General features: G+C 55.3%; 23 protein-coding genes. 1 reads left to right on the top strand and 22 read right to left on the bottom strand.

The features are described from left to right. Nucleotides 1-2 precede the first annotated feature (2 nt). From VNL73_06430 to VNL73_06325, 22 genes are all read right to left on the bottom strand, one after another. Nucleotides 3-1592, bottom strand: coding sequence for an NADH-quinone oxidoreductase subunit M (locus VNL73_06430; protein HXF49045.1), 1590 nt, complete (start codon nucleotides 1590-1592; stop codon nucleotides 3-5). Between the two features lie 20 nt (nucleotides 1593-1612). Next, complete coding sequence (gene nuoL, locus VNL73_06425) at nucleotides 1613-3529, bottom strand: NADH-quinone oxidoreductase subunit L (protein ID HXF49044.1); 1917 nt, start codon at nucleotides 3527-3529, stop codon at nucleotides 1613-1615. Further along, complete coding sequence (gene nuoK / locus VNL73_06420) at nucleotides 3523-3831, bottom strand: NADH-quinone oxidoreductase subunit NuoK (protein HXF49043.1); 309 nt, start codon at nucleotides 3829-3831, stop codon at nucleotides 3523-3525. The genes nuoL and nuoK overlap by 7 nt, the downstream gene beginning before the upstream one ends. After that, nucleotides 3831-4358, bottom strand: a complete 528-nt coding sequence (locus tag VNL73_06415) for an NADH-quinone oxidoreductase subunit J (GenBank protein ID HXF49042.1) — start codon at nucleotides 4356-4358, stop codon at nucleotides 3831-3833. The genes nuoK and VNL73_06415 overlap by 1 nt, the downstream gene beginning before the upstream one ends. After that, the gene (nuoI, locus tag VNL73_06410; protein HXF49041.1) at nucleotides 4358-4849 is read right to left on the bottom strand and encodes an NADH-quinone oxidoreductase subunit NuoI; all 492 of its coding nucleotides are present in this window, start codon (nucleotides 4847-4849) and stop codon (nucleotides 4358-4360) included. The genes VNL73_06415 and nuoI overlap by 1 nt, the downstream gene beginning before the upstream one ends. Before the next feature lie 9 nt (nucleotides 4850-4858). Further along, entirely contained in the window at nucleotides 4859-5842 is a 984-nt protein-coding gene (gene nuoH / locus VNL73_06405) for an NADH-quinone oxidoreductase subunit NuoH (protein HXF49040.1), read from the bottom strand. Continuing rightward, nucleotides 5835-8414 (bottom strand): NADH-quinone oxidoreductase subunit NuoG, encoded by a 2580-nt coding sequence (nuoG, locus tag VNL73_06400; GenBank protein HXF49039.1) that lies wholly within the window; start codon nucleotides 8412-8414, stop codon nucleotides 5835-5837. Before nuoG ends, nuoH begins: the two co-directional genes overlap by 8 nt. A gap of 9 nt (nucleotides 8415-8423) precedes the next feature. Next, nucleotides 8424-9722 carry an NADH-quinone oxidoreductase subunit NuoF gene (gene nuoF, locus VNL73_06395; GenBank protein ID HXF49038.1) on the bottom strand — a complete coding sequence of 433 codons (1299 nt, stop codon included), beginning with the start codon at nucleotides 9720-9722 and terminating at the stop codon, nucleotides 8424-8426. 1 nt (nucleotide 9723) lies between these two features. Then, nucleotides 9724-10245 carry an NADH-quinone oxidoreductase subunit NuoE gene (gene nuoE, locus VNL73_06390; protein ID HXF49037.1) on the bottom strand — a complete coding sequence of 174 codons (522 nt, stop codon included), beginning with the start codon at nucleotides 10243-10245 and terminating at the stop codon, nucleotides 9724-9726. Beyond that, the gene (gene nuoD / locus VNL73_06385) at nucleotides 10242-11414 is read right to left on the bottom strand and encodes an NADH dehydrogenase (quinone) subunit D (GenBank protein ID HXF49036.1); all 1173 of its coding nucleotides are present in this window, start codon (nucleotides 11412-11414) and stop codon (nucleotides 10242-10244) included. Before nuoD ends, nuoE begins: the two co-directional genes overlap by 4 nt. A 2-nt stretch (nucleotides 11415-11416) precedes the next feature. Then, a complete protein-coding gene (locus tag VNL73_06380; protein ID HXF49035.1) occupies nucleotides 11417-11917 on the bottom strand; it encodes an NADH-quinone oxidoreductase subunit C in 501 nt (166 codons plus the stop codon). Between the two features lie 44 nt (nucleotides 11918-11961). Next, nucleotides 11962-12498 (bottom strand): NADH-quinone oxidoreductase subunit B family protein, encoded by a 537-nt coding sequence (locus VNL73_06375; GenBank protein ID HXF49034.1) that lies wholly within the window; start codon nucleotides 12496-12498, stop codon nucleotides 11962-11964. Continuing rightward, a complete protein-coding gene (ndhC, locus tag VNL73_06370; protein HXF49033.1) occupies nucleotides 12489-12845 on the bottom strand; it encodes an NADH-quinone oxidoreductase subunit A in 357 nt (118 codons plus the stop codon). The genes VNL73_06375 and ndhC overlap by 10 nt, the downstream gene beginning before the upstream one ends. A gap of 163 nt (nucleotides 12846-13008) precedes the next feature. Continuing rightward, nucleotides 13009-13695: a CADD family putative folate metabolism protein gene (locus VNL73_06365; GenBank protein ID HXF49032.1), complete on the bottom strand. Its 687-nt coding sequence runs from the start codon at nucleotides 13693-13695 to the stop codon at nucleotides 13009-13011. A 110-nt stretch (nucleotides 13696-13805) separates the two neighbouring features. After that, nucleotides 13806-16082, bottom strand: coding sequence for a DEAD/DEAH box helicase (locus VNL73_06360; protein HXF49031.1), 2277 nt, complete (start codon nucleotides 16080-16082; stop codon nucleotides 13806-13808). Nucleotides 16083-16218: 136 nt separating this feature from the next. Then, nucleotides 16219-16746, bottom strand: coding sequence for an archaemetzincin (locus VNL73_06355; GenBank protein ID HXF49030.1), 528 nt, complete (start codon nucleotides 16744-16746; stop codon nucleotides 16219-16221). A gap of 91 nt (nucleotides 16747-16837) precedes the next feature. Beyond that, complete coding sequence (locus VNL73_06350; protein ID HXF49029.1) at nucleotides 16838-17755, bottom strand: ROK family protein; 918 nt, start codon at nucleotides 17753-17755, stop codon at nucleotides 16838-16840. Continuing rightward, nucleotides 17742-18956 (bottom strand): pyridoxal phosphate-dependent aminotransferase, encoded by a 1215-nt coding sequence (locus VNL73_06345; protein ID HXF49028.1) that lies wholly within the window; start codon nucleotides 18954-18956, stop codon nucleotides 17742-17744. The genes VNL73_06350 and VNL73_06345 overlap by 14 nt, the downstream gene beginning before the upstream one ends. A gap of 132 nt (nucleotides 18957-19088) precedes the next feature. Further along, entirely contained in the window at nucleotides 19089-20663 is a 1575-nt protein-coding gene (locus tag VNL73_06340) for an HAD-IIIA family hydrolase (GenBank protein ID HXF49027.1), read from the bottom strand. A 56-nt stretch (nucleotides 20664-20719) separates the two neighbouring features. After that, on the bottom strand, nucleotides 20720-21373 hold the full coding sequence (locus VNL73_06335; GenBank protein ID HXF49026.1) for a hypothetical protein: 654 nt from the start codon (nucleotides 21371-21373) through the stop codon (nucleotides 20720-20722). 135 nt (nucleotides 21374-21508) lie between these two features. Then, nucleotides 21509-22663, bottom strand: coding sequence for an MFS transporter (locus VNL73_06330; GenBank protein HXF49025.1), 1155 nt, complete (start codon nucleotides 22661-22663; stop codon nucleotides 21509-21511). An 87-nt stretch (nucleotides 22664-22750) separates the two neighbouring features. Further along, a complete protein-coding gene (locus VNL73_06325; protein ID HXF49024.1) occupies nucleotides 22751-23488 on the bottom strand; it encodes a ZIP family metal transporter in 738 nt (245 codons plus the stop codon). Nucleotides 23489-23577: 89 nt separating this feature from the next. Between VNL73_06325 and VNL73_06320 the strand changes: the two genes are divergently transcribed. Continuing rightward, on the top strand, nucleotides 23578-24714 hold the full coding sequence (locus VNL73_06320; GenBank protein HXF49023.1) for an ABC transporter substrate-binding protein: 1137 nt from the start codon (nucleotides 23578-23580) through the stop codon (nucleotides 24712-24714). Nucleotides 24715-24720: the final 6 nt, after the last annotated feature.

The raw sequence follows: 24720 nt of genomic DNA, 5'->3' as shown, positions 1-24720 counted from the left end.
CGTTATGGAACGTTATTGGCCGGCAGATTGGCAGCTTTGGCCTGACTGGAAGCGCCGCCCGCCATAAATTCCGACCAGCTTTGCTTTGGCAGCGAGCGCAATACCGTCTCCCGCCGGTTCACCTGGTTTAGCAGATTTTCCAAACTGCCTTCCATATTTTTCAAAAACGTGTTCGGATAAATTCCGATCCAAAAAACGAACACAATCAGCGGAACGAGCACCGTCTTTTCCCGCCAGTTAAGGTCGGAAAGTCCGGCATTGGCCGGGTTTTTCACTTCGCCAAACATCACCCGCTGGAACATCCAGAGCATATAGACCGCCGAAAGGATGACGCCCGTGGTGGCGAAGGCCGCCCAGACCGGGTTGGTGCGGAAGGTGCCTACAAGAATCAGAAATTCTCCGACGAAGCCGTTCGTCCCCGGCAGCCCGATGGAAGAGAGTGTAATAATCATAAAGAATACGGCAAATACCGGCATCACCTTGGTAAGTCCGCCGAAGTCGTCGATAAGCCGGGTGTGCCGCCGCTCGTAAATCATCCCGACAAGCAAAAACAAGGCTCCGGTTGAAACGCCGTGGTTCAGCATCTGCAGCATTCCCCCCTGCCATCCCTGCAGATTCATCGCCAAGAGCCCGAGCGTGACGAACCCGAGATGGGAAACGGAGGAAAAGGCCACCAGCGATTTGACGTCCTTCTGCACCATCGCCATCAAAGCCCCGTATATGATGCCAATTATGGAGAGAACGGCTAAAAGCGGAATGAACTGGAAGGTGGCATTCGGGAACAGTGGAAACAGGAAGCGTAGAAAGCCGTAGGTTCCCATTTTCAGCAAAACCCCGGCCAGAATGACCGACCCCGCCGTGGGGGCCTCCACATGCGCGTCCGGCAGCCAGGTGTGGAACGGGAACATCGGCACTTTGATGGCAAAAGCGAGCGCAAAAGCCAAAAAGAGCCAGATTTGCAAATTGAGCGGCAGGGCGAGCTGGTAGTAATCGAACAGGTTGAACGAGTAATTCCCGGTAGCCGAGCGGTTAAGGAAATAGAGCGCCAAAATCGCCACCAGCATCAAAAGGGAGCCGAACATCGTAAAAAGCACAAACTTGATGGTGGCGTAAATTTTTCGCGGCCCCCCCCAGATGCCAATGAGGAAATACATCGGGATGAGCATCCCTTCCCAGAAAACGTAGAAAAGAAAAACATCCAGCGCGACAAAGACGCCCAACATTCCGGTTTGCAAAAGCAGAAAGGAGATGTAGAATCCCTTCACTTTTTCTTGGATGGCCGAAAACGTGGAGTAAATCGCCAGCATTGAGAGAAAAGTCGTCAAGAGAACGAGAAAGAGCGAAATCCCGTCCAGCCCTAACCGGTAATAAATGCCGAAGCTTTCAATCCAGGGAATCGCGACGGGAAACTGCATTCCCGGATTTGCGGAATCAAAATTGGCCGGCAAATAGAGCGAAACCAAAAAATCGACACCGGCCACACCTAAGGCCGTCCATTTGACCAACTCTGGGCGTTCCTTGGGCAAAAGCAAAAGGATGGGGATGCCGGCCAACGGTATGAAAACAACCCAGCTTAAAATCTGCGCATCCATCTAATTTTCCAACCTCTTCATCACATCCACCAGACCAAGTAGGCGAAAATCAGAACCACTCCCATAACAACGGCCATCGCATATTGTCGAACGTAGCCGGTTTGCAACTGCCGCCCCGCCCGCGCCAGCTTTTCCACTACCTTGGCCGAGCCGTTCACCGCCCCGTCGATGACTCCCAAATCAAATTTCTGCCACACCCAGCGCGAGCCCGCCACAGTGGGGGAAACGATGAGCGCCTGATAGATTTCATCCACGTAATACTTGTTCAAAAGAAGCGTATAGATAAAATTTTTCTTCAGTTTTTCCGCCGCCTGCGGTGACCGGATGTAGAAAAAGTAAGCGATACTGATCCCCAGTGCCGCAGCGATGACCGAGGTGGCCATCAAAAGATATTCCATCCCGAGCGAGGGCTCCGGATGATGCGGCAGGCCGGAAAAGACCGGCGCTAAATACCCGGCGATGGCGTTAACTCCCCCCATCGCGTGCGGAAGGCCGATGTAACCGCCGATGATGGAAAGAAACGCGAGTATCATTAGCGGTACGGTCATCGAGTGGGGCGACTCGTGAATGTGGTGCTGCATCTCCTCGGAGGCCCGGCAGCGCCCGGAGAAGGTCAAAAAGAAAAGCCGGAACATATAGAAGGCGGTCATTGAGGCGGTGACGATGCCCAACAGCCAAAGCCAGCCCCCCCCGTGCGGAGAGAAAAAAGCGGCCGATAGAATCTGGTCCTTGGAGAAAAAGCCGGAAAGCAAAGGTACTCCGGAGATGGCCAAGGTAGCGATGAGAAAGGTGACGTAGGTGACCGGCAGATATTTTCGAAGCCCCCCCATTTTGCGCAAATCCTGCTCCCCGGAAAGGGCGTGAATGACCGACCCGGCTCCGAGGAAAAGCAGGGCCTTGAAAAAGGCGTGTGTGACCAGATGGAAAATCCCAGCGGAAAAAGCCCCCACCCCGCACGCCAGAAACATGTACCCCAGCTGGCTGATGGTGGAATAGGCCAAAACCCGCTTGATGTCGTTTTGCACCAATCCAATGGAGGCTGCCATTATTGCCGTCAACGCGCCGACGACGGCGACTATGGCCAGCGTGAATGGTGCTAAAATGAAAAGGGCGTGGCAACGCGCCACCATATAAACGCCCGCCGTGACCATCGTGGCGGCATGGATCAAGGCCGAAACAGGCGTCGGCCCCTCCATCGCGTCGGGAAGCCAGGTGTAAAGTGGAATCTGAGCCGATTTGCCGGTAGCCCCCAGGAAAAGTAGAAGTGTAATCGCCGTGGCCAAATTCCTACCTCCCTCGGAAGAAAGCGAGGATGCCTGCGAAAAAACCCCGCCAAAATCGAGCGTGCCGAAAGTGCTGAATATCAGCATCACGCCGAGGGCGAAACCAAAATCCCCCACCCGGTTGACGATGAACGCCTTTTTGCCGGCATCCGAGGCGCTTTTTTTCTCGTACCAGAACCCGATCAAAAGATACGAGCAAAGCCCCACCCCCTCCCAGCCGAGGTACATCACAAGGAAATTGGACCCCAAAACCAGACAGAGCATCGAGAAAGTGAAAAGGTTCAGATAAGCGAAATACCGCCGGTAGCCGGGGTCGTGCCCCATATAGCCGACGGAGTAAACGTGAATCAAGAACCCGACGCCTGTGACCACCAAAGTCATCACCATCGAAAGCGGGTCTATAAGAAAGGCGATGTCCACGGAAAAATTCCCGGCCACCATCCAGGAAAAAACCTTGGCGACGATGTTTCTTCCCGAAGGTGGAAGAGAAAAAAGCTGGAAGAATATAGTTACGGCCAAAAGGAACGAAGCGGCAACAACACCGGGCCCGATAATCGAGACCGCCGCTTTGGGCAGCCGCTTCCCGCCCAAACCAATGACGAGGAAGCCCAAAAGGGGCAAAAGCGGTATCAAAGGAACCAGTTGTTCTACCATTTCATCAAATTGATGTCGTCAATGTTCACCGATTCCCGCGTGCGGAAGATGTTCAGGATAATCGCCAGCCCCACGGCCGCCTCCGCCGCCGCCACGGTCATCACCAAAAACACCATCACCTGCCCGTCGTTTTTCCCCAGAAAGTGCGAAAACGCCACCAAAGTCAGATTGACGGCGTTCAGCATTAGTTCAATCGCCATGAAAATCACGATGGCGTTGCGCGAAACCAAAACCCCCACCGTGCCGATGGCGAAAAGCAATGCCGCCAAAATCAGATACCAGTCGAGAGGCACCGTTGCCATTACAGCTCCCCTTTCCGGCCCGGCAGTTTTTTGGCCAGAATTACCGTGCCCACCAAGGCCGCCAGAAGCAATACGGAGGTGATTTCGAAGGGATACAGGTAACGGGTGAAAAGCAAAAGCCCCACCCCCGCCACCGTGCCAAAATCGCCGACGAAATCGGGATGGTAAGCCAGGCGGGCGCTATCGGCCAAGCCGGTTTTGAAAATGGCCAAAACTTCCAGAATCAAAACGAGCGCAAAGACGATGGCCAAGGGGCGGATGAATTTCCGCTTCTCCGGCCCGAACTCGTCCCGCCCCAAATTCAGAAGCATTACAACAAAAAGAAACAGAACCATAATCGCCCCGGCATAGACGATGATTTGCAGGGCAGCCACGAACGGCGCGTTCAAAAGAAGAAACAAAACCGCCTGCGCGGCCAAAGTGACGATAAGAAACACGACTGAGGCGACCGGATTTTTCTGGGTGAAGACCAGAATGGCGGAAACGAGCGCCACGAACCCCGCTCCCAGAAAAACCACCATTTCCATCAGAAAACTCTCCGGTTTTTGCGTTTAAACTCCACCTCGGACGGTTTTTTGCGCGGCCAGGGTACCAGCAAATCCTCCTTGGTGTAGATAAACTTGTCCCGGTGGTCGGCGGAGAATTCAAACTCCTTCCCCAAAAAGATGGCCTCCTCCGGACAGGCCTCCTCGCAGAAACCACAGAAAATGCAGCGCAGTTCGTTGATTTCGTACACCTTGGCGTACCGCTCCCCTTTTTCGTTCTCCGCCGGCTCCATGTAAATGGCGTCCGCCGGGCAGGCCGCCGCGCACAGCCCGCAGGAAACGCAGCGCTCCGTACCGTCCTCGTACCGCTCCAGAAAATGCAATCCGCGGTAGCGGGGATACATCGCCGGCCTGATTTTTTCCGGATACTCGATGGTGATTGGCTTGCGGAAAAGATGCTTGAAGGTGGTATAAAATCCCTTCAAGATCGCCAAGGGAATCTCCCAGACGGAAACTTTGGTTTTATCTACCATCCAACTCCTTTACAAGGCCACCGCCAAGGCGGTGACCAGAACATTTACCAGCCCGGCAGGCAGAAGCACGAGCCAGCCGAAGCGCATCAGTTGATCATAACGAAAACGGGGCAAGGTCGCCCGCACCCAGATATACAGGAAAATGAAAAACATCACTTTCAGCATAAACCAAACCACCGGCGGCAGAAACGGCCCCTGCCAACCCCCCAAAAAGAGGGTAGTGGCCAGGGCCGAAACGGTGACCATATTGGCGTACTCGGCAATGGTGAACATCGCAAATTTCATCGAGGAGTACTCCGTGAAGTATCCGGCCACCAGTTCGGTCTCCGCCTCCGGCAAATCGAACGGCGTCCGGTTCGTCTCGGCAAAGGCCGAAATCAAGTACAACAAAAACCCGACCGGCTGTTTCCAGATGAACCAGTCACTGACCGACCCCTGTGCTTTCACAATGTCAACCAAGCTCAAGCTGCCGGTCAAAAGCAGAACCCCGATCACGGAAAGCCCGAGCGAAATCTCGTACGAAATCATCTGGGCCGCCGAGCGCAAGGCCCCCAAAAGGGAGTACTTGCTGTTGGAGGACCACCCGGCCAGAACGATGCCATAGACGCCGAGGGAGGTGACGCCGAGGATGTACAAAAGGCCTACGTTGAAATCCGAAATCAGAAGGTCGATCTGCCGGCCGAAAAGCGTTACCGTGTCGCCGAAGGGGATAACCGCAAAGGTGATAAAGGCCGGGATGAAGGCAATCAAGGGCGCGGCGATATAGAGCCACTTCTCCGCTTGTTCCACGATGATTTCCTCCTTGGTGAAAAGCTTGATGGCATCCGCCAAGGGCTGCAGGAGCCCGAAAGGCCCCACCCGTGTCGGCCCCAGCCGCACCTGCATCCGCGCCACCAGCTTCCGCTCCAGCCAGACGATATAGGCGCAGGCCGTAAGTATCGCCCAGAGTACCACGGCGACTTTGATTACCGCTATTATCGCCTGCTCAAGCATTTTCCAATCTCACCCACAAATACGGTCTGTCCCATTTCATCAATTTGTTCAACTGCGCCTGCGGAAAATTCTCCGGCAAAAAAACCACGTTCGGGGGCAGAAGCTCCGACGGCCGCACGCGCGCTTCAATCTCGCCAAGGGATGAAACGATTTTGACCCGGTCCCCCTTGTATTTTTTCATTTTCAAAAGTTCATCGGTGTTCACCTCCAAATACGGCTCCGGCTCGATGCGCTGCTGGTTTTCGGTCGGAAAATGCAGAATCCCGGAGTGTTGGAGCGAATTGCCGGTCGCCAAAAGCATGGAAAAATTCTTTTCCGGGACGATTTCCTTCGGGCTGAAAACCTCGAAAGCGGCGGACTTGGCGCCGTTCCCTTCCCAAATTTTTCCCTCCCCCGCCAAATCGGCGTAGGTAATCCCTGCATAACTCTGAATCATGTGCGCAAGTTCATTAAAAACTCCTTGTGGGGAATGGAGCGCAAATGGCCGCCCCATCCGGTCGGCCAAATCGGCCAGAATTTGCCACTCCGGCCGTGCTTCCCCCAGCGGGCGGTAGGCCCGCTGGAAGCGCTGCACCCGCCGCTCCCAATTGGTATAAGTTCCTTCCTTTTCGACGTATGCCGCCGCGGGAAAAACCACGTGCCCCAGCTTGGCGGTCTGGGTCATAAACTGGTCGATAACAACGATAAAGCCGGTCGCCTCCATCGCCTCCCGCGCAAAGTGATAGTCCGGGAAAGAGAAGAGAACATCCTGTCCCATCACCACGAGGGCCGAAAGCTTACGCTCTCGTGCGGCGGAAAGCATCCCAAAAACGTCCCGTCCCGCCTTTTCGGGCAGCGCAACCTCCCCCCATTTGTCGTTAAAATCTCCCGTCTTGTCTCCGACCTTGCGGTATCCGGGCAGAACGTCCGGCAGACAGCCGACATCCGCCGTCCCTTGCGTGTTTCCCTCTTCAAAGAGCAGGCTGACTTTTTTGGCGGCCCCATCGGCGCCGTTTATCAAATGGGAGAGTAACCGGCACGTTTTTAGAATCTCCTCCCGCTGCGGATGTAAAGCAATTTCCCGTCCCAGAAAAATGGTGAGTTCGCCTGCAGCCGCCCAGCTCTTCGCCCACGCTTTTACTTGCGTAGCGTCAACGCCCGTTTGTTCTTTGGTTTTTTCCGGCAACCAGTCAGCAAGTTTTTTCGCCAAACCGGCGGTTTCCTTGGATATGTCTTTCAAAACTTTGTCGTTCAGTAATACAGCCAAAAGCGAATTTAAGAAACCAAGTTCCATCCCCGGCTTGTAAACCGCCTTTCTGCCCGCCCAATCTCCGAGCTTGACTCCGCGAGAGTTAGCAACAAACAACCCCGTCCCATTGCGGGCTTTCGCCTTGTGCAGCCGCAAATTCAAAATCGGGTGCTCCCGGTTCGGGTCCATCCCCAAAACCAGAACCGCTTTGGCTTTTTCGATCTCTTCCATCCGGATGCGTACGGCGTCCCGGAAAAGTTCGGAAGGCGGCGCGTTTTTCCCGAACCGCACCCGAAAATCAATGTTGTTGGTGCCGATAACCTGCCGGAAGAACCGCTGGAAAATGTAGTTGTCTTCGTTGGACAGCACGGGAGATGTAATGCCGGCAATTAAATCCGCTCCCATCTCATCCCGGATTTTGGCCAACTGCCCGGCGGCAAAGTCGAGCGCCTCATCCCAGCTGGCCTCTTCAAATTTTCCGCTCCTTTTAATCAAGGGCCTCTTCAGCCGCTCCGGGTGGTTGACGAGCTGGTAGTTGTACCGCCCCTTGTTGCAAATCCACCCTTCGTCCACGGCGTCGTTCCGCCGGGAGGTGATACGGTATAAATTTTGAGCGGAAGTCCAGAGCATCGTGTTGCAGCCGTCCGAACACTGGTTGCAGACGGAGGGTGTTTTCTGCGTCAGCCAGACCCGGATTTTGTAGCGCCAGTCCTTGGCCGTGAGCGCCCCGACCGGACAAATTTCCACCGTGTTTCCGGCGTATTCGTTGGCAATCCCCTCCGGCCCGATGGAATTGATTTCGGTATGATAGCCGCGCTGAAAGGCCCCCAAATCCCCCTCTCCAGCAATCTCTTTGTTGAAGCGCACGCATTTGTAGCAGTGGATACAGCGGTTTTGATTCCGCACAATCATCGGCCCGATGGATAAATCGTCAAACGTCGAGTTGCGATCCACGATGAAACGGTACTTTTGCTCCTCGAACCGGCTGGCATCCCCGCCGTTTTTCCAGGAGATATCCTGCAGTTCGCACTCCCCTCCCTTGTCGCAGGTCGGGCAGTCGAGCGGATGGTTGATGAGCAGAAATTCGGTCACCCCGGCCCGTCCTTTTTTCGCTTTTTCGGAATCAATCCAGACCACCTGCCCCTCCACCGCGGGGGTGGAGCAGGAAACGACTAACTTGGGGGATTTTTCAAGTTCAACAAAGCATATCCGGCAGGCCCCCACGGGGTCCAGTTTTGGATGCCAGCAGTAGGTCGGGATTTTGAATCCCGCCGCCAGGGCTGCTTCCAGAATCGTCTGTCCCGGCAAAAACTCTACTTTTTTTCCTTCAACCGTGATATGCATCTTCACTCTCTAATTCACAAACCCGTCGAAATCGAACGCCCGGTGCGGTAAGGGGCACCGTTTCTCTTCGATGTGCGCCACAAATTCGTCCTTGAAATGCTGGATGGCCGAAACCACCGGCGCGGCGGCGCCGTCCGCCAGGGCGCAAACCGTCTTGAAGGAGATGTTGTCGCAGATGTTCAAAAGCAAATCCAAATCACGCATCGTGCCGCGCCCTTCCTCGATGCGGGAAAGTATTTCGACCAGCCAGAACGTTCCCTCCCGGCAGGGAGTGCATTTGCCGCAGGACTCGTGCTCGTAAAACTCGGAAAGGCGCTCGGCCATCCAGACCATGCAGGTCCGTTCGTCCATCACGATCACCGCCGCGCAGCCCAAAAGGGAGCCAGCCGCCGCCACCGAGTCAAAATCCAGTTTCACGTCGATCTGTTTTCCGGTCAAAATCGGCACGGACGAGCCCCCCGGAATCGCGGCCTTCAGCCTCCGTCCTCCCAAAATCCCGCCGCCGTGGGTGTAAATCAATTCGCGAAGCGGCGTTCCCATCTCCAGCTCGTAATTCCCCGGCTTGTTCACGTGGCCGGAGAGGCAGACGATTTTGGTGCCCGGGCTTTTGGCCGGGCCGATGGAGGCAAACCATTCCGCTCCCCGGTTGACGATGTGCGGCACGCAGGCCAGGGTCTCCACGTTGTTGACCACTGTGGGGCAATTATAAAGACCAGAAACCGCCGGAAACGGCGGTTTGACCCGCGGCATCGCCCGCTTCCCTTCCAGCGATTCGATAAGCCCCGTCTCCTCGCCGCAAATGTACGCTCCGCCGCCCCGCACAATCGTCACGTCCAAATCGAACCCTGAACCGAGAATGTTCTTTCCCAAATAACCCTTCTGATAGGCCTCCTCCACCGCCTGCGCCATCCGTTTGTAGCCGAAGCCGAATTCCCCCCGGATGTAGAAATACGCATGGTGGCAGCCGATGGCGTAACTTGAAAGAATCACTCCTTCCAAAACCTGATGCGGATCGTATTCCATCAACTGTCGGTCCTTGAAAGTCCCCGGCTCGCTTTCGTCCGCGTTTACGCACAGATATTTCGGCTTGGGGGAATCCTTCGGAACGAAGCTCCATTTAAGCCCGGTCGGAAACCCCGCCCCCCCTCGTCCGCGCAGGCCGGATTTTTTGACCATCTCAATCAATTCCGCCGGCTTTATTTCCTTCAATGCCAGCTTCAAGGCGGAATACCCGCCGTTTTGGACGTAGGTCTCCACTTGGTACTGTTTTGGGTTGTCGATATGCTTGAAAAGAATCCGCTCCGCCATGTTATTTTGAAAGTTTTTCTAGCAAAGCATCCACCTTCGCCCGGGTCAAATTTTCGTGGAACTCGTCGTTCACCTGCATCATCGGGGCCGTGCCGCAGGAGCCGAGGCATTCCACCTTCCAGATGGTGAACTTCCCGTCCGCCGTCGTCTCGCCGACTTTGGTATTCAATTTCTTTTCGAGATAAGAGACGAGATTATCCGCCCCCCGCAGCGCGCAGGAGATGTTTTTGCAAACCATCACCAGATTTTTCCCCACCGGCTGCTTGGGGAAAAGGGTGTAAAACGTGGCCGCTTCGGCCACCTCGGCCCGGGTGACCCCCAGAATCTCGGCAATCGCCTCATACATCGGTTCGTCGAGATAACCGAACTGCTCGTAGCAGGCATGCAAGGCGGGCAGGACAGCCGAAAGCGGCTTGGGAAAGCGGGTCATCGCCTTCTTGATTTTTTCAACTGTTGCCGGGGACAAAACGGCGATTTTAATCCCCGCTTTTTCCACGGTCGGATAGACGGTTTGCACGCTCACCGGTCCACGTCCCCCAGAACGATGTCGATGGAGCCGATGGCCGCCACCACGTCCGCAATCAAACGCCCCTCCACCATCTTGGAGAGAGCCGACAAATTGCAGAAAGAAGGTGTGCGGAAATGAATCCGGTACGGCTTCGGCGTCCCGTCGCTGCGGACATAATAGCCGAGCTCACCGCGGGGCGACTCAATCGCCTGATACACCTCTCCCGGCGGCGGCGAAAAACCTTCCGTATAGATTTTGAACTGGAAAATCAACGCCTCCATTTTGTGCAAAACCTCTTCCTTCGGCGGCGGGGTGACGCCGGGAACGCGCGCCATCCAGGGACCTTCCGGCAGCCCGTCCAGGGCCTGACGGACGATTTTCAAGCTCTCCCGCATCTCGGCCATCCGCACGATATAGCGGTCGAAAACATCCCCGTTTTGCCCCACCGGCACGTTGAAGTCAAATTTTTCGTAGCTGGAGTAGGGGTTCGATTTGCGCATATCCCAGTTCACCCCGGAGCCGCGCAGGGACGGCCCAGAAAGACCGCAGTTGATGCCCTCCTCGGCGGAGATGACCGCCACCCCCTTGGTACGGTTCTGCCAGATTTTGTTCTTGGTCAAAAGCGCCTCGTACTCGTCGAACCGCGCCGGAAAATCCCGCAGGATGGCGCGCACCTTTTCCTCGAAATCGGGGGGCACGTCTTCCATCACCCCGCCGATGCGGAAATAAGAAGACATCATCCGCTGGCCGGAGACCATCTCATAAATTTCCAAAACCCGTTCCCGCTCCCGGAAGGCGTAGAGGAACATCGACATCGCTCCGATATCCATGGCGTGCGTGCCGACCCAGACGCAGTGGGAGGCGATGCGGGTGAGCTCCGCCAAAAGCACCCGCAGCCACTGGGCCTTGGGCGGAATCTCGATTCCCAAAAGTTTTTCGACGGCGAGGCAAAAGACCAGATTGTTGGACATCGGCGCCAGATAATCCATCCGGTCGGTCATCGGCAAAACGTGCATGTATTTCTTGTCTTCCGCGTTTTTTTCGATGCCCGTGTGCAGATACCCCATCACCGGGGTGATTTTGACCACCGTCTCCCCGTCCAGCTCCAGAATGAGGCGCAAAACCCCGTGCGTGGAGGGGTGCTGCGGCCCCATGTTGATGGTCATCATTTCGGTCTTGGCCATCGCTACTTGATAATCTCCGGCGGCAAATCCTTGTTGAACGAAAACTGCGGCGCTTCGTAGGTCAGGGGATAATCTTTGCGCAAGGGGTGGCCGATCCATTCCTCCCGCATCAAAATCCGCCGCAAGTCGGGATGCCCCTCGAATTCAATCCCCATCAAGTCATATATTTCCCGCTCGTGCCAGTTGGCGGCGTCCCAAAGCACCGTCGCCGTGGGGACTTTCTCCCCGTCTTCAATTTTGACCTTGACCCGCAAGCGGTGATGCAGCGGAATGGAAAAGAGGTGGTACAGAACTTCAAAACGGGGCTTTTGCGAAAACAAATCGACCGAGGTGATGTCGGAGAGAAAATTGAACTCGCATCCCACCTCGGTCTTGAGAAACCGCAACGCTTCGATGAGGTCGGCCTTCGGAACATAGACCGACCACTCATCCCGGTAGTTCACAACCTCCCCGACCCGGTCGCCAAATCTATTTTCCAGTTTCTCAATCGGCTCAAATCCCATAATCTATGTATTGGGTCCCCTCCGGTGCCGAAGAGAACCTCGAATTAACCCACCTTCTTTTGCAGGAGTCTTTCCTTCATAATCTTCTCCTGCAGTAAGGTGATGCCGTGAATCAACTGTTCCGGCCGCGGCGGGCAGCCCGGAACGTAAATGTCGACCGGAACGATGCGGTCCACCCCTTGCACGATGGCATAGTTGTTAAAAATCCCGCCGCAGGAGGCGCAGGCCCCCATCGAAATCACCCATCTCGGATTGGGCATCTGTTCGTAGAGCTGGCGCAAAACAGGCGCCATGTTGATGGAAACCCGCCCCGCCACAATCATCAAATCCGCCTGCCGCGGGGAGGAGCGCATCACCTCCATCCCGAACCGGGCCAAATCGTAGCGGGAAGCAAAGGTGGACATCATCTCGATGGCGCAGCAGGCCAGCCCGAATCCCAAGGGCCAGATGGAGTTCTTCCGCCCCCAGTTCACCACTTTTTCGACGGAGGTCAGAAAAACGTTCTCCTTCAAATCTGTCGCCAGTTCTTCCGGGCTTTTTCCCGTCGGTGCAAGGTCAACCAAATTCGGTTTTATTCCCATTGCAGGGCTCCTTTTTTAACGATGTACACATACCCCACAAACAAGATGAAAATAAAAATTGCCATCTCAATGAATCCGAACCACGCCAGTTGTTTATACACCACCGCCCAGGGGAACAAAAACACCACCTCGATGTCGAAGATGATGAAAAGCATCGCTATCAAATAGTATTTGACCGGAAACCGTTCGTGCGCCCCGCCCACCGGGTCCACCCCGCATTCGTAGGGGATAAGCTTTTTGGGGCTTTTGGATTTCCGCCCCAAAACGTGCGACAGCGCTATTTGCCCGACGCCGATCACTGTCGCCGCCGCTATCATCACCGCTAAAGGAAAATAGGTTTCAAACATAAGTGATTTTTTTCACAAACCGGCTCAAAAAAAACCGCAGTCGCCTGCTCTCCTTTCCACCAAGGGGGCTTATAAGCCCCCGCCTTTGTATATACGCTGAATGACAAAGGGTGTCAATACCTTCAAAGTATTGACACCCTTTTATCCTTTCAGTTGTCAGGCCCTACATCCCGCAGGCGGCCACTTTTTCTTTCAATTCCGGAGACCGCGCCAAAACCCCGTCCAAAAGCCCCCACCAGCCGTTCAAGACCTGGCCGACGGCCAAAACCGCCTTCTCCTTTTCCTGCACTCCGGAGCCCGCCAGCACTTTTTCCAAATCTGCCGTATGTTTCACGTCCGCTTCCTGGTGCACGGCAAAGAATGTGACGTCCAGATTGGCGCCGTATTCATACTTCCTCAATCCATCGATTTTTTCCGCCGCCACGGCCGGAATCTGGGACTCGTAGGCGTACAAAGCGGAAGCCCCCACCGGCGCGGACTGGTTGCGGGTCAAATGCTTGAAGGTATTGACAAAATGGCGCGTCTCCGGGTAAACCTCCGAACCTTCCATATCCCCCCGGGACAACCCGAGCGAGCGGCCGAAATCGACCCACAAATCGAGATGGGTGGGTGTGGAACCCTCCTCGTCGTTCAAATTTTCCAAAAGGACCGACCGCAGCCGCGGATTTTCACAGTTGGCGATGATGCCCGCCACGTAGGTCGGAAACGCCCGCACGTGGTGGTAGTACTGGCAGGCGTACCGCCGCAAATCCTCCTGCGACAAAAGCCCCGCCGCCCAGGCCTTGTAGAAAGGATGCTTGAGTATGCTTCTCTCTTGAATCAAATTTTTCAGTTCTTTTATTTTTTCCATTTTTTTCCTCCTCGTGGCGGGAGTATAAAAACTCCCATCCATCTTGTAAAGCTGTTAAAACACGGCGTAATGGAACCCCTCAAAATGCCGCAGCCGGCCTCTCAACCCGGCTAAACCGGCACCCCCGTCCCCAGCATATATTCCAGAATCGCAACCGTGTCGTTTCTTACCCTTCCCACTTCCAAAGTCGGGCCCACGCAGGAAGGACAGCCATCGGAACAACTGCAGCCGCGGGCCAGCGAGAGGGCGGCTTTGAAAATCTCCTCCCGCATCGCAAAAATTTTTTCCGCAAACCCCACCCCGCCCGGAATGTTGTCGTAGATGAAAATCGCCGGCCGGTCGAGGAACGGGGACTTCACCTGCGAAAAGGCCCGGACGTCCCGCCGGTCCGCCATCACCCAGAGCGGGACGAGATTTTGGAGAAGATTGGCCACCCCGCGCAGGCTGGCGCCGAGCGAGCCGGCGGAAATCCCCGCATTTTGCGCCAAATCTTCGGAAAACGATGCCCAGAAGGAGGTGGTGTGCATGGTCAGTTCGGGCAGGTTGATGTGCTCGGAACCGATGTTTTCCCCCGTGCCGAATTTGATTTTTTTGAAAAGCACGGTGGCGGAACTGACCGCAATCTCCCCGCAGTACGCTTTGTCCGAAAAGAAACCGGCGCTTCGCGCTTCGGAGAGAACTTTGACCTCCGTTTTGGTCTCGGCGTCCGTGTAGTAATCGACCGGCGCCTCCTTGACGTACGCCTTCCGCCCCTCCCAATCCAGTTCTTCGACCTGATACCGCTCCCCGCCGTGCAGGTAGATCGCCCGGGGATGCAGGAAAATCGGCGCGGAAGGATAATCCACCTCCCCGATGACCTTGTTCTCGTTGGAACGGTTCAAAATGACGAAATTCTCGATCGTTGCCGAGCGGAGCGAAACTTCCGACGCCGGATAGATGTCCGAGGTCCAGTGGTACCGGTTTCCCGCCGGATGCAAAACCCGCTCGGCGGAAAGTTTTTCCAAAAACGGCCTGGTTGGGTCGATGCCGAACCGTTCCTCCGAATCGAACGGTAACTCGAACGCGGCGCATTTCAACTGGCTGGTGAGAATGGAAAAATTGTTGGGGTCGACGATTCCCGCTTCCGGCGGAGAGCCGAAAAGATAATCCGGGTTGGAGGTCAGAAACTGGTCCAACGCCGAACTGTTGGCCACCATTATGGACAATGCCACGTCCTTCTTCCGCCCGGCCCGCCCCGCCTGTTGGAGAGTCGAAGCCACCGTCCCCGGATAGCCGGTCAGAATTGAAACCTCCAGTTCCCCGATGTCAATCCCCAGTTCCAAAGCATTGGTCGTGACAACACCGAGAAGTGATTTGCGGCGTAACCCCTGCTCGACCGCCCGTCGTTCCAGCGGCAGATACCCCCCCCGGTAGCCGGAAACCTTCTCCTCCGAAATGCCGGAGCGTTTCAAACGGTTCTGCAAACCGGCCAGAATAATTTCCACCGACAGGCGGTAGGGGGCGAAAACGATGGTTTGAATTTGATTCTCAATGAAATGGGAAGCCAGCCGCTCCGCCTCCCCCCAGGAAGAGCGCCGCAGCCCCAGTTCTTTGTTGACGACCGGCGGATTGTAGAGGACAAAATGCTTGGTGCCGGAAGGCGCGCCGTTTTTATCGATTAACTCCACCGGCTCTTCGCAAATCTTCTCCGCCAGTTCTTTTGGATTGGCTATTGTTGCGGAAGAAAAAATGAACTGCGGTTTCGAGCCGTAGAAATTGGCGATCCGTTTGAGCCGGCGGAATACGTTGGCCAGATGGCTGCCGAAAACCCCGCGGTATTGATGCAACTCGTCCAGAACAATGAATTTCAAATTCTCGAAAAGTTTTATCCATTTGGTATGATGGGGCAGAATCCCGGCGTGCAGCATATCGGCGTTGGTCACCACGATATGTCCCGCCGACCGGACGGCCCGCCGGGCATTCTGGGGCGTGTCCCCGTCGAAGGTGTAAGTCTTGATGTCCAGTTCCAATTGCGTGATGAAGTCGTGCAGCTCCGCCAGTTGATCCTGCGCCAAGGCCTTGGTGGGAAATATGTAGAGCGCCCGGTGGCGGTGCTCCTTGGCGATGGCATCCAAAACCGGCAGGTTGTAACAAAACGTCTTTCCGGAGGCCGTCGGCGTCACGACTACGAAATTCCTGCCGGAGGAGGCTTTCTCAAACGCCTCCACTTGGTGCGAATAAAGTTGGTGTATCCCCCGCTTTTGCAATACCGACTTAATCCGCCCCTCCATTCTTTCCGGAAAGGGAACGTAGTTCCCGGGCTTGGCCGCCAAAGTCCGCCAAAAAACCACGTTTTCGGTGAAAGACCGCTCGGCTTTCAGCCAATCAATCATCTGGGGTAGATTCATTGTTTCATCTCCTCTGAAAGCGGCCGCTTCCTATTCACAGGGTAGAAAATGAAACGCATTTTCAGTCGGAAATCAAGAAAATTGTGGTTCCTTCTTTCCGTTTCGGGAAAGGGACAAAAGAATTGGCGCTTTTAAATTACCACCCCAGCTTCCGCTGGCAATTGTCGCAGAACCGGTCGGAAAGCTGGTCCAATTCCAAAACGCTGGAGGCCTTGTACATCACGCATTTGGGGTTATGACAGTAGGAAAGCCCAAACAAATACGCCACCTCCTGCACCGATTTTTTCAGCAGGCGATGATACACCACCCGGTCTTCCTCCCCGCCGGCAAAAAAATCCTGCTTGAGATGATAGAGCGAAATCAAGGCGACCGCCCCCAGCCGGTCCGCCTCGCCGATGATGTTGGAGCTGGAAGGAGTGTACAAATCCTCATCCAAAATCCCCAGAATTTTTTCCCGGTCGTTCGATTTCAAAACCTCCAACTTGGCCAGAATGACGGTGGAATAGTACTGTCCCCGGCGCTCCGAAAACGCCTCCTCCGGCAGCCGCATCCCCTGCAAAATATCGACGGAGGAACCGAAAATGGCCGAAAGCTGGCTCGCGAGCTTGTTGATTTGGTAGAAATCCATTTCCCCCATCGGGGCGACGACGATTTTCCCTCGCATACTGCTTCCACTCTAAATATACGCTAATTTCCCCGCCGTCAAACCGGAAGCGGAGATTTGATTAATCAAGCCCCTTTATTGCCTGAAATTTTTATCTGTTTCCCAAAAAAGCCGCCCCTACCAACCCCGCTTCGTTCCCCAGTTTCGCTTTTACGACCTGCAACTTCAGCAACGCCGCCGGAAAAGCTCTTTTCCTTATTTCTTCCTCAACTAATTTCAAAATTTGCGGATATACGTCCACAAACCCACCTCCCAAAATAAGCCTTTCCGGGTTCAAGAGGTTCACCGCCGAGGCCAACCCCGCTCCCAAATATGCCGCTTGTTGGGAGATAAGCTCGATCGCAGCCGCATCATCGGTCTTGGCGGCATCCGTCAACGCTCGAACGCTGTCGAACCCCCGTTTCGAAGCATTCTCCATCAACGCGGAGACCGAGGCATATTTTTCCAGACAGCCCCGACTGCCGCAGGTACACAGTTTTCCTTCGAAAACGAGCGTGGTGTGCCCGATTTCTCCAGCGGAATACGACGAGCCGCGATAAACTTTTCCGTTCAGAACCAGCCCGCCCCCGATTCCGGTGCCGACCGTCACGCACAAGGCGGACTTGGAATTCTTTGCCGCGCCAAAAATAAGCTCTGCCACCGCCACACAGTTGGCATCGTTGTCCGCAAACGCCGGGATGCCGGAAATGCGCAAACTTTTTTTGAGGTTGACTCCCTCCCAGCCGGGAATGTTGGGGGAATTGCCGACCACCCTGCCGGTTTCAAAATTCACCGCTCCCGGACTGCCGATTCCAATCCGCTTGACGTTCCACTTCTTTTCGGATGCAACGGCAAGAAGTTCCCGCGCAGAAGAGCGCAACTGTTCAACCAGCGCTCTTTGCCCTTCGTTGATTTTTGCGCGGATTTTTTTTGAAACCAGAATTTTGCCGGCGGAACCGACCAGCCCGTATTTGAGGTCGGTCCCCCCCAAATCCAGCCCGATGAAAACCGCGGTCTTACTTTTTGGCAAATTTCAAAAGGCCGGCCGCAAGGATGTTCATGGCCCGGTCCAGTTTTTCGGTGGACAAAACGTAGGCGATCCGCACTTCATCCTTTCCCTTTCCCGGCGTGGCGTAAAACCCGCTCCCCGGCGCCATCATCACGGTCTCCCCCTGGACGGAAAAGTCGGTCAAAAGCCAGCGGCAGAAATCTTCGGCATCTTCGACCGGCAGCCGCGCCATCAAATAGAAAGCCCCTTCCGGCTTTTCACAGGAAACGCCGCCCATTTGTCCCAGCCGCAAAAAAAGCAAATCCCGCCGTTTTTTGTACTCCGCCGCCATTTTGGCAAAGTAATCGGGTGGTATGTCGAAGGCCGCCGTCACCGCCTCCTGCTCGATGGTCGGCGAGGAAAGCCGCGCCTGCCCCATCCGCAAAGCGGCGTCCACAACCTCTGTGTTTTTACTGACAAGGAAGCCGACCCGCGCCCCGCAGAGGGAAAACCGCTTGGAGGCGGAATCCAGAACGATGACCTGCTCCTCCATTTCCTTGAGATGCAAAGCGGAAAAAAACTCCCCTTCGTAAATAAATTCGCGATACGGTTCATCGGAAAGCATAAAGAGGGAATGCTTGCGGCAAAGCTCCGCAACCATTTCCATCTCTTTTTTGGAATAGACCGTGCCGGTCGGATTGTTCGGCGAACAGACCAGAATTGCCCGCGTGCGGGAATTGATATGTTTCTCGATTTCCCCGGCGGAGGGTAAATGGTACCCGTTGTCGCCGTAGGTCACAACCGGATTGAGCGTAATCCCCGCCATCACGGCAAATCCGTTGTAATTCGTGTAAAACGGCTCGAACACCACGATTTCGTCCCCGGGGACCGTCACTGCCATCATCGCAAAAAGCAAGGCCTCGCTCCCGCCGGTGGTGATTTGCACGTTTTGCTCCGTCAAATCGACGTCCAGCTCCTGTTTATAGTAGCGGATGACCTTGTTGATGAGTCGGAAATCCCCCTTGGAGTTGCCGTATTCCAAAACCGGCTTGCTCCAGTTTTTGACCGCCTTGATGAAATCCGCCGGCGGCGGCAGATCCGGCTGGCCAATGTTCAAATGATGGACGGTAATGCCCCGCTTCTTGGCCGCATCCGCCAGCGGCACCAGTTTGCGAATCGGGCTGGCGGGCTGCAGCCGCGCCCGGCGGGAAATGTCGGGAATCACCCGGTCAATGGTCTTCACGGACGCCTCATTTCTTTCAATCTAATCAACTATTTCGCTCTGTCAATTACGCATCCAACAAAAGCCGCAACATAGGTTCGAATTTCCCGTCCCTCTTACGAAGGGGAACGAGGCCCGAAGGGCCGGAGGGGGTCAGAAAGTTTGCGGCGCAACGATATTCTCCGCCGCCTCCAAAATATTCGCTTTAACGACCACCGGCCTCTCTCCTGCCGTTCCCAGCTGCCCATTCGCCTTCCCCCCCTGCCCCGTCAGGACCAGAATCGACCGCATCCCCTTTCTCCACCCCAATTCCAAATCGGAAACCCGGTCGCCGATGACGAACGAACGGGAAAAGTCGATCCCCAGCTCCAAATCCGCCATCTCCAGCATTCCCGTTTCCGGCTTGCGGCAAACACATTCCTTCCGGAATTTTTTTACGCTTCCCTCCGGCCAGTGCGGGCAAAAATAAAACCGGTCAATCTCCGCCCCTCCCTTCTTCAGCTTCTCCCGTATCGCCGAATGCACGGCGTCGACGCTGTCAACGGTCAACAGGCCCCGCCCTATACCCGACTGGTTGGAAACCACGACCGTTTTGAAACCGGCCGACTTCAGCTTTTTTATCGCTTCGATGGCCCCCGGCAGAATCTCGATATTCTCCGCTGTGTAATCGAAGTTCCGTTCCTGAATGATTACGCCGTCCCTATCCAGAAAAACCGCCGGCGCCGGCTCCAGAACCGGTTTCGCCTTGACGGACTTCAGAACGGCTTGCACTTCCAAAAAAACTTTTTCTGGCATCAAATCCTCCAGACAAAACCGTCGCGAACGAAAACAAGGGACCTTGCCATGCAGGCTGCAGGGGGAGCAGTACAAATCGAGCGTCAACGCCTTCGATTTTTCCTCCAACGGCGCAAACCCCAGAACCGGATGGGTCGGCCCGAAAAGCCCCAAAGTCGGAACGCCCAAAGCGGCCCCCAGATGCATCAGTCCGGAATCGTTGGAGACCAGCAAATCCAATTTGGAAAGGCAGTTTTTCACCCGCTCCAACGGCTGGCCGAAAACAAAAACGGTGGAGGGTGTCCCTGAAAAGTGTTTTTTGAATCCACTCCCTAACTCATATTCTTCCTCCGAACCAAACAAAACGAACCGGCTGACTGGGAACGAATTTGATACTCTTTGTGCCAATTGCGCAAAATGCTCCACCGGCCAGCGCTTGGTCTCCCACTTTGCACCGAGCCCAAAGCCGATAGTAAAGCTGGATGGCTCAATCAAACGTCGTTGGCTTTCCGTTTGAGATGAGTGTAACTGCGGAAAGAAAGAAACACCATCAGCCCCGACCGTTTGCAAATACCGCTCCATCGTATGCGCCACCGGCTTTCGGGATTTGGTCAAAACCTTCAAAAATCGTTCCCACCGCGCCTTTGGATAGGCGAGCTTTAGCACGTTTGGGAATTGCCCGGCCAGTTTTCGCGAGCGGAGGTTTTTGTGTAAATCGATTATCAAATCCGGATTAAATCCGCGCACTTCGTTCGCAAAGCTTTCAAAGCTTTTATCCAATGAAAAAATTGCTTCGATGGCGGAATGTCCCTTAAAAAGGCCGGCATACTCCCGTTTCGTGGCAAAGCCGATTTTCGCCCGTGGATGTTTCTGCTTCAGCGCCCGAAAAACCGGCTCGGCCAGAACCACGTCCCCCAGCGAGGAAAATCGAATGACCAAAATTCTTTCAGGCATCGGCGCCAAAATAAAAAATCCCCCCGAAACCGGGGGGATTTTTTGCAAAGGGTTGCTTAAAACCGGTAATTCAAGCCGAAAAGCAGCCCGAAATCCGCCAGTTCGCTCGAATCGAGCTGCAGTTCCCCCACGGCCGAAAGCTGTTGAGCGAACTCAAACTCGGCACCCGCGTTGATGCCGAACTCCCCGTCCGTATCGCTCTGGTCGCCGAACGGAGGTCCAAAATCCACGCTTACCCGCTCAAAACGAATCTGCGCCCGGCCGTAAGGGGTTATTCCCCGTCCGTTGGCGGAAACAAAACGATGGGACACCATTCCGTTGAACTGGATGGAAAAAATGGAAATCACGTCGCCAAAGTAGAATTCAAGCCCGCCTCCGAGCGACAAATCGACCGCGTCGCCCGGCTGCTGGGGACTGCGGGGTCTTTGGTGGAGCAGTTGGTAGCGCACATCCCCGGCCGCTGCGATTCCCGATTCCCCGCCGTTCAAATCGACAAACCCGAGTTTCGCGCCCCCGTCAATCGCGTTGGAAAACCCGTACCGCCACTGCCCGAAAAAGGATAAAACGTCGTCGCTGTAAATACCCACGTACCCGCCCAACTGGCTGTGCCCCTGCTCCTGCACCCGCGCGTCCGTCAACTGCCCCAAAAGCTGCGCCCGGGCGGTTGTGGCAAACAGGAGAACCAAAACGATTGCGGATAACTTTCTCATTCGACCTCCTCTATGAATTTGTCTCCACCGTCTTCCAAACCGGCGGCAAAATAACCCCGCCCGATACCGCTGTCAAACTTTTTTTCAGAATGAATAGGAGTGTAGCGGAGGTCTTTAGACCTCCATTCCTTCACGTCAAAGCCGAATTCTCAAAAGGAGCAAAAGCCCCAAAACCGTCACCCCCCCGGCCGCCATAAACGTATCCGTCACGCCAAAATTCTGCCACCCCCAACCGATTAAACTCCCGGCCAGAAGAAAAGCCGCCGAGCGGACGGCGTGATACCAGCCGAAAGCGGAAGCCCTCTGGTCGGCGGGGACAATGCGCACGACGGCCGCCCGCATCGGCCCGTCCGTGGCGGCGTCGAAAATTCCGAAAAGCAAAAACATGAACGGCAGAAATTCCCTGGACAATGCGCCGAACCCCGCCAGCGTAGCCAGATAAGCGAGCCACCCGCCGACCAGAACCTTTTTGGGGATGCGGTCAAAGGCATGCCCGAACGGTGCGGCGAAAAACGAGCCGGAAAGGTTGAACAAAACCCAAAAAAGAGGCAAGTTTGCCGTCGCCGCCCCCAGCTCCTGCGCCCGTAGAATGACCAGAAGCTCCGGCAGCGTTCCCAGATACAAAAGGAAAACGGCGGCCAAAAACAAAAGAAACTTTCCCGAAGGGAGCGTGCTGAAAAATTTTACGCGCACAGGAGAAACGGTGCCAGGTATTTCCTTGACCCCTGCTCCCAAAGCCCAGAGCGAAAAAACGCTCGGCACCGCCGCAATCAAAAACAGCCAGCGGTAATCCATCGCGGTCAAGGAAAGCAGGGCAAACCCTATCAAGGGGCCCAGAACCGCCCCGGCCGAATCCATTGCCCGGTTGAAGCCGAACGCCAGCCCGATGGTCTCCTTAGTGGTGGAATCGGACAAAAGAGCATCCCTTGGCGGCGTGCGGAACCCCTTCCCCGCCCGGTCGCATACCCGGATCAAAAAACCGACCAAGGGACTTCCGGCAAAAAAGAAAAGCGGCTTGGTAACGCTGGAAAAAAAGTACCCGGCAAACGCCAAACTTTTCCGTTTGCCGGTCGCCTGCGACAGATATCCGGAAAAAAGCTGCAGCAAGCTGGCGGAGGATTTGGCCACCCCTTCCACCAATCCCAAAAAAGCGGTTGACCCTCCCAATCCCGACGTGAACAGAACCGGCAGAAAGGGAACCACCATGTCCGAGGAAAGATCGTTCAGAAAACTGACCACCCCAAGAACGACGACGTTTTTGGAAAGTTTTTCTTTTATGTTTTTAAGCAAAATTCCCTCAAACGATTCTTGCTTTGTTTTTTTGTCCCCCTTTACAAGGGGGACGAGGCCCTTAGGGCCGGAGGGGGTAAAAAAGCATCACCCCTCCAGCCAGTGATGCAAAAGCCGCTCCGTGAAGTAAAACAGAAGAACCCCGACGGAAACCAGAATCGGAATTTTGGCCCCCGGCTCCCGGTTCACCTCCGGCACCAGATCGGAAGCCGCGACGTAGAGCGCCACCCCGCCTGAAAAAGCTAAGAGCGGGATTCGGAATTCATAAAGAAAACCCGAAACGAACATCCCGAGCAGGGTGGCCAGTCCCAAAATCCCCGCCCACCCCAAGGCCCGCTTTTCGGAATGCCCCGCAGCCAAATTCAAGGAAGCGACGGTGAACCCCTCCGGCAGCTTGTGGAGCGAAATGGCCACGAACATCAAACTCCCCAAAACCAGCGAAGTCTGCGTGGCCGCGGCAATGGAAACGCCGTCAAAAAAAGAATGCAACGCCAGCCCGGCGGAGGCCGGCGCCCCCGCCAGCCAGATTTTTTCCGGATGCACCTCCTCGCCGAAATGGAAATGCGAAACCCAGGCCCGTTCGACCAGATGGATTACGAGATACCCCCCCAAAAACCACCAGACGAAATTCCCCTTGAGGATGCGGTAGGTGCTGGGAACCACTTCGGCGAACACCAGGGCGAGCAGAAACCCCGCGCCGACGGCCATGAAGTATTTCACCGATCCCCGGTACCGTTTCCCCGCCGCGGTGACCAAAAATCCTCCGAGCAGGGTGGCCAAAGCGGCGGCCAGGCAGAAAAAAATTTCGGCGGGATTCAGAAACACGCCGCCAAGATAAACGGCTTGACAATCCCGTCAAGTCGGCGCAAATTGACGCACTCAAGAAGGATTGCACACTATGGAGGAGAAAAACGATGCGTAAATGGGTGATTTTCGGATTGATTCTTGCCGCACTTTCCGGCTGCGCCAAAAAAGAGGACGTCATCAAAATCGGCGAATTCGGCGGGCTCACCGGTAGCACGGCCACCTTCGGCATTTCCACCAAAAACGGCATCGACATGGCCACGGAAGAACTGAACGCCGCGGGCGGTTTGCTGGGGAAAAAAGTGCAGGTGATTGTGGAAGACGACCGCTCCCTGGCGGAAGAAGCCGCCAGCGCGGTGAAGAAACTGGTGACGCAGGACAAGGTCGTGGCGGTGCTGGGGGAAGTGGCTTCCAGCCGCTCTTTGGCCGGCGCCCCGATCTGCCAGGAAAACAAAATCCCGATGGTCACCCCCTCCTCCACCAATCCCAAGGTGACCGAAATCGGCGATTACATCTTCCGGGTCTGCTTCATCGACCCGTTCCAGGGGGAGGCGATGGCCAAGTTCGCCTTCGATAACCTGAAGGTGAAGAAAGCCGCCATTTTCAAGGACAGCAAAAACGACTACTCCGTGGGGCTGGCCCAGTATTTCGCCGAAACGTTTCAAAAACTGGGGGGGCAAATCGTGGCGGAGGAATCCTACTTCGAAGGGGATCAGGATTTCAAGGCCCAGCTGACCTCGATTAAGGGAAAAAAGCCCGAGGCGATTTTCATTCCCGGATACTATACCGAAGTGGGGCTGATCGCCCGCCAGGCCCGCGAACTGGGGCTGAATATTCCGCTTCTGGGCGGGGACGGCTGGGACTCCCCCAAGCTGACCGAAATCGCCACCATTAAAAAGCCGGGGGATGCGCTTAAGGATTGCTACTTTTCCAACCACTACGCCGCCGACGACCCCAACCCGGTGATTCAGGATTTTATCAAGAAATATCAGGCTAAATACAACGAAGTGCCGGACGCCATGGCCGTTTTGGGATACGACGCGGCGAATATTCTCTACGACGCCATCAAGCGGGCCGGTTCCACCGAAGGGGCCAAAATCCGGGATGCTTTGGCGCAGACCAAGGATTTCCCCGGCGTCGCCGGTTCCACCACGATCGATTCCGCCCGCAACGCTCGCAAGCCGCTCGTGGTTTTGAAAATCGCCGAAGGCGGGAAATACGAGTACACGGCTACCGTGAACCCGTAGCTTTTT

The organism is Verrucomicrobiia bacterium (genome assembly GCA_035574275.1).
Taxonomy (GTDB): Bacteria; Zixibacteria; MSB-5A5; order DSPP01; family DSPP01; genus DSPP01.
Note: the sequence above shows the minus strand (reverse complement) of the source record. Positions and strands in the feature narration are given on the sequence as shown.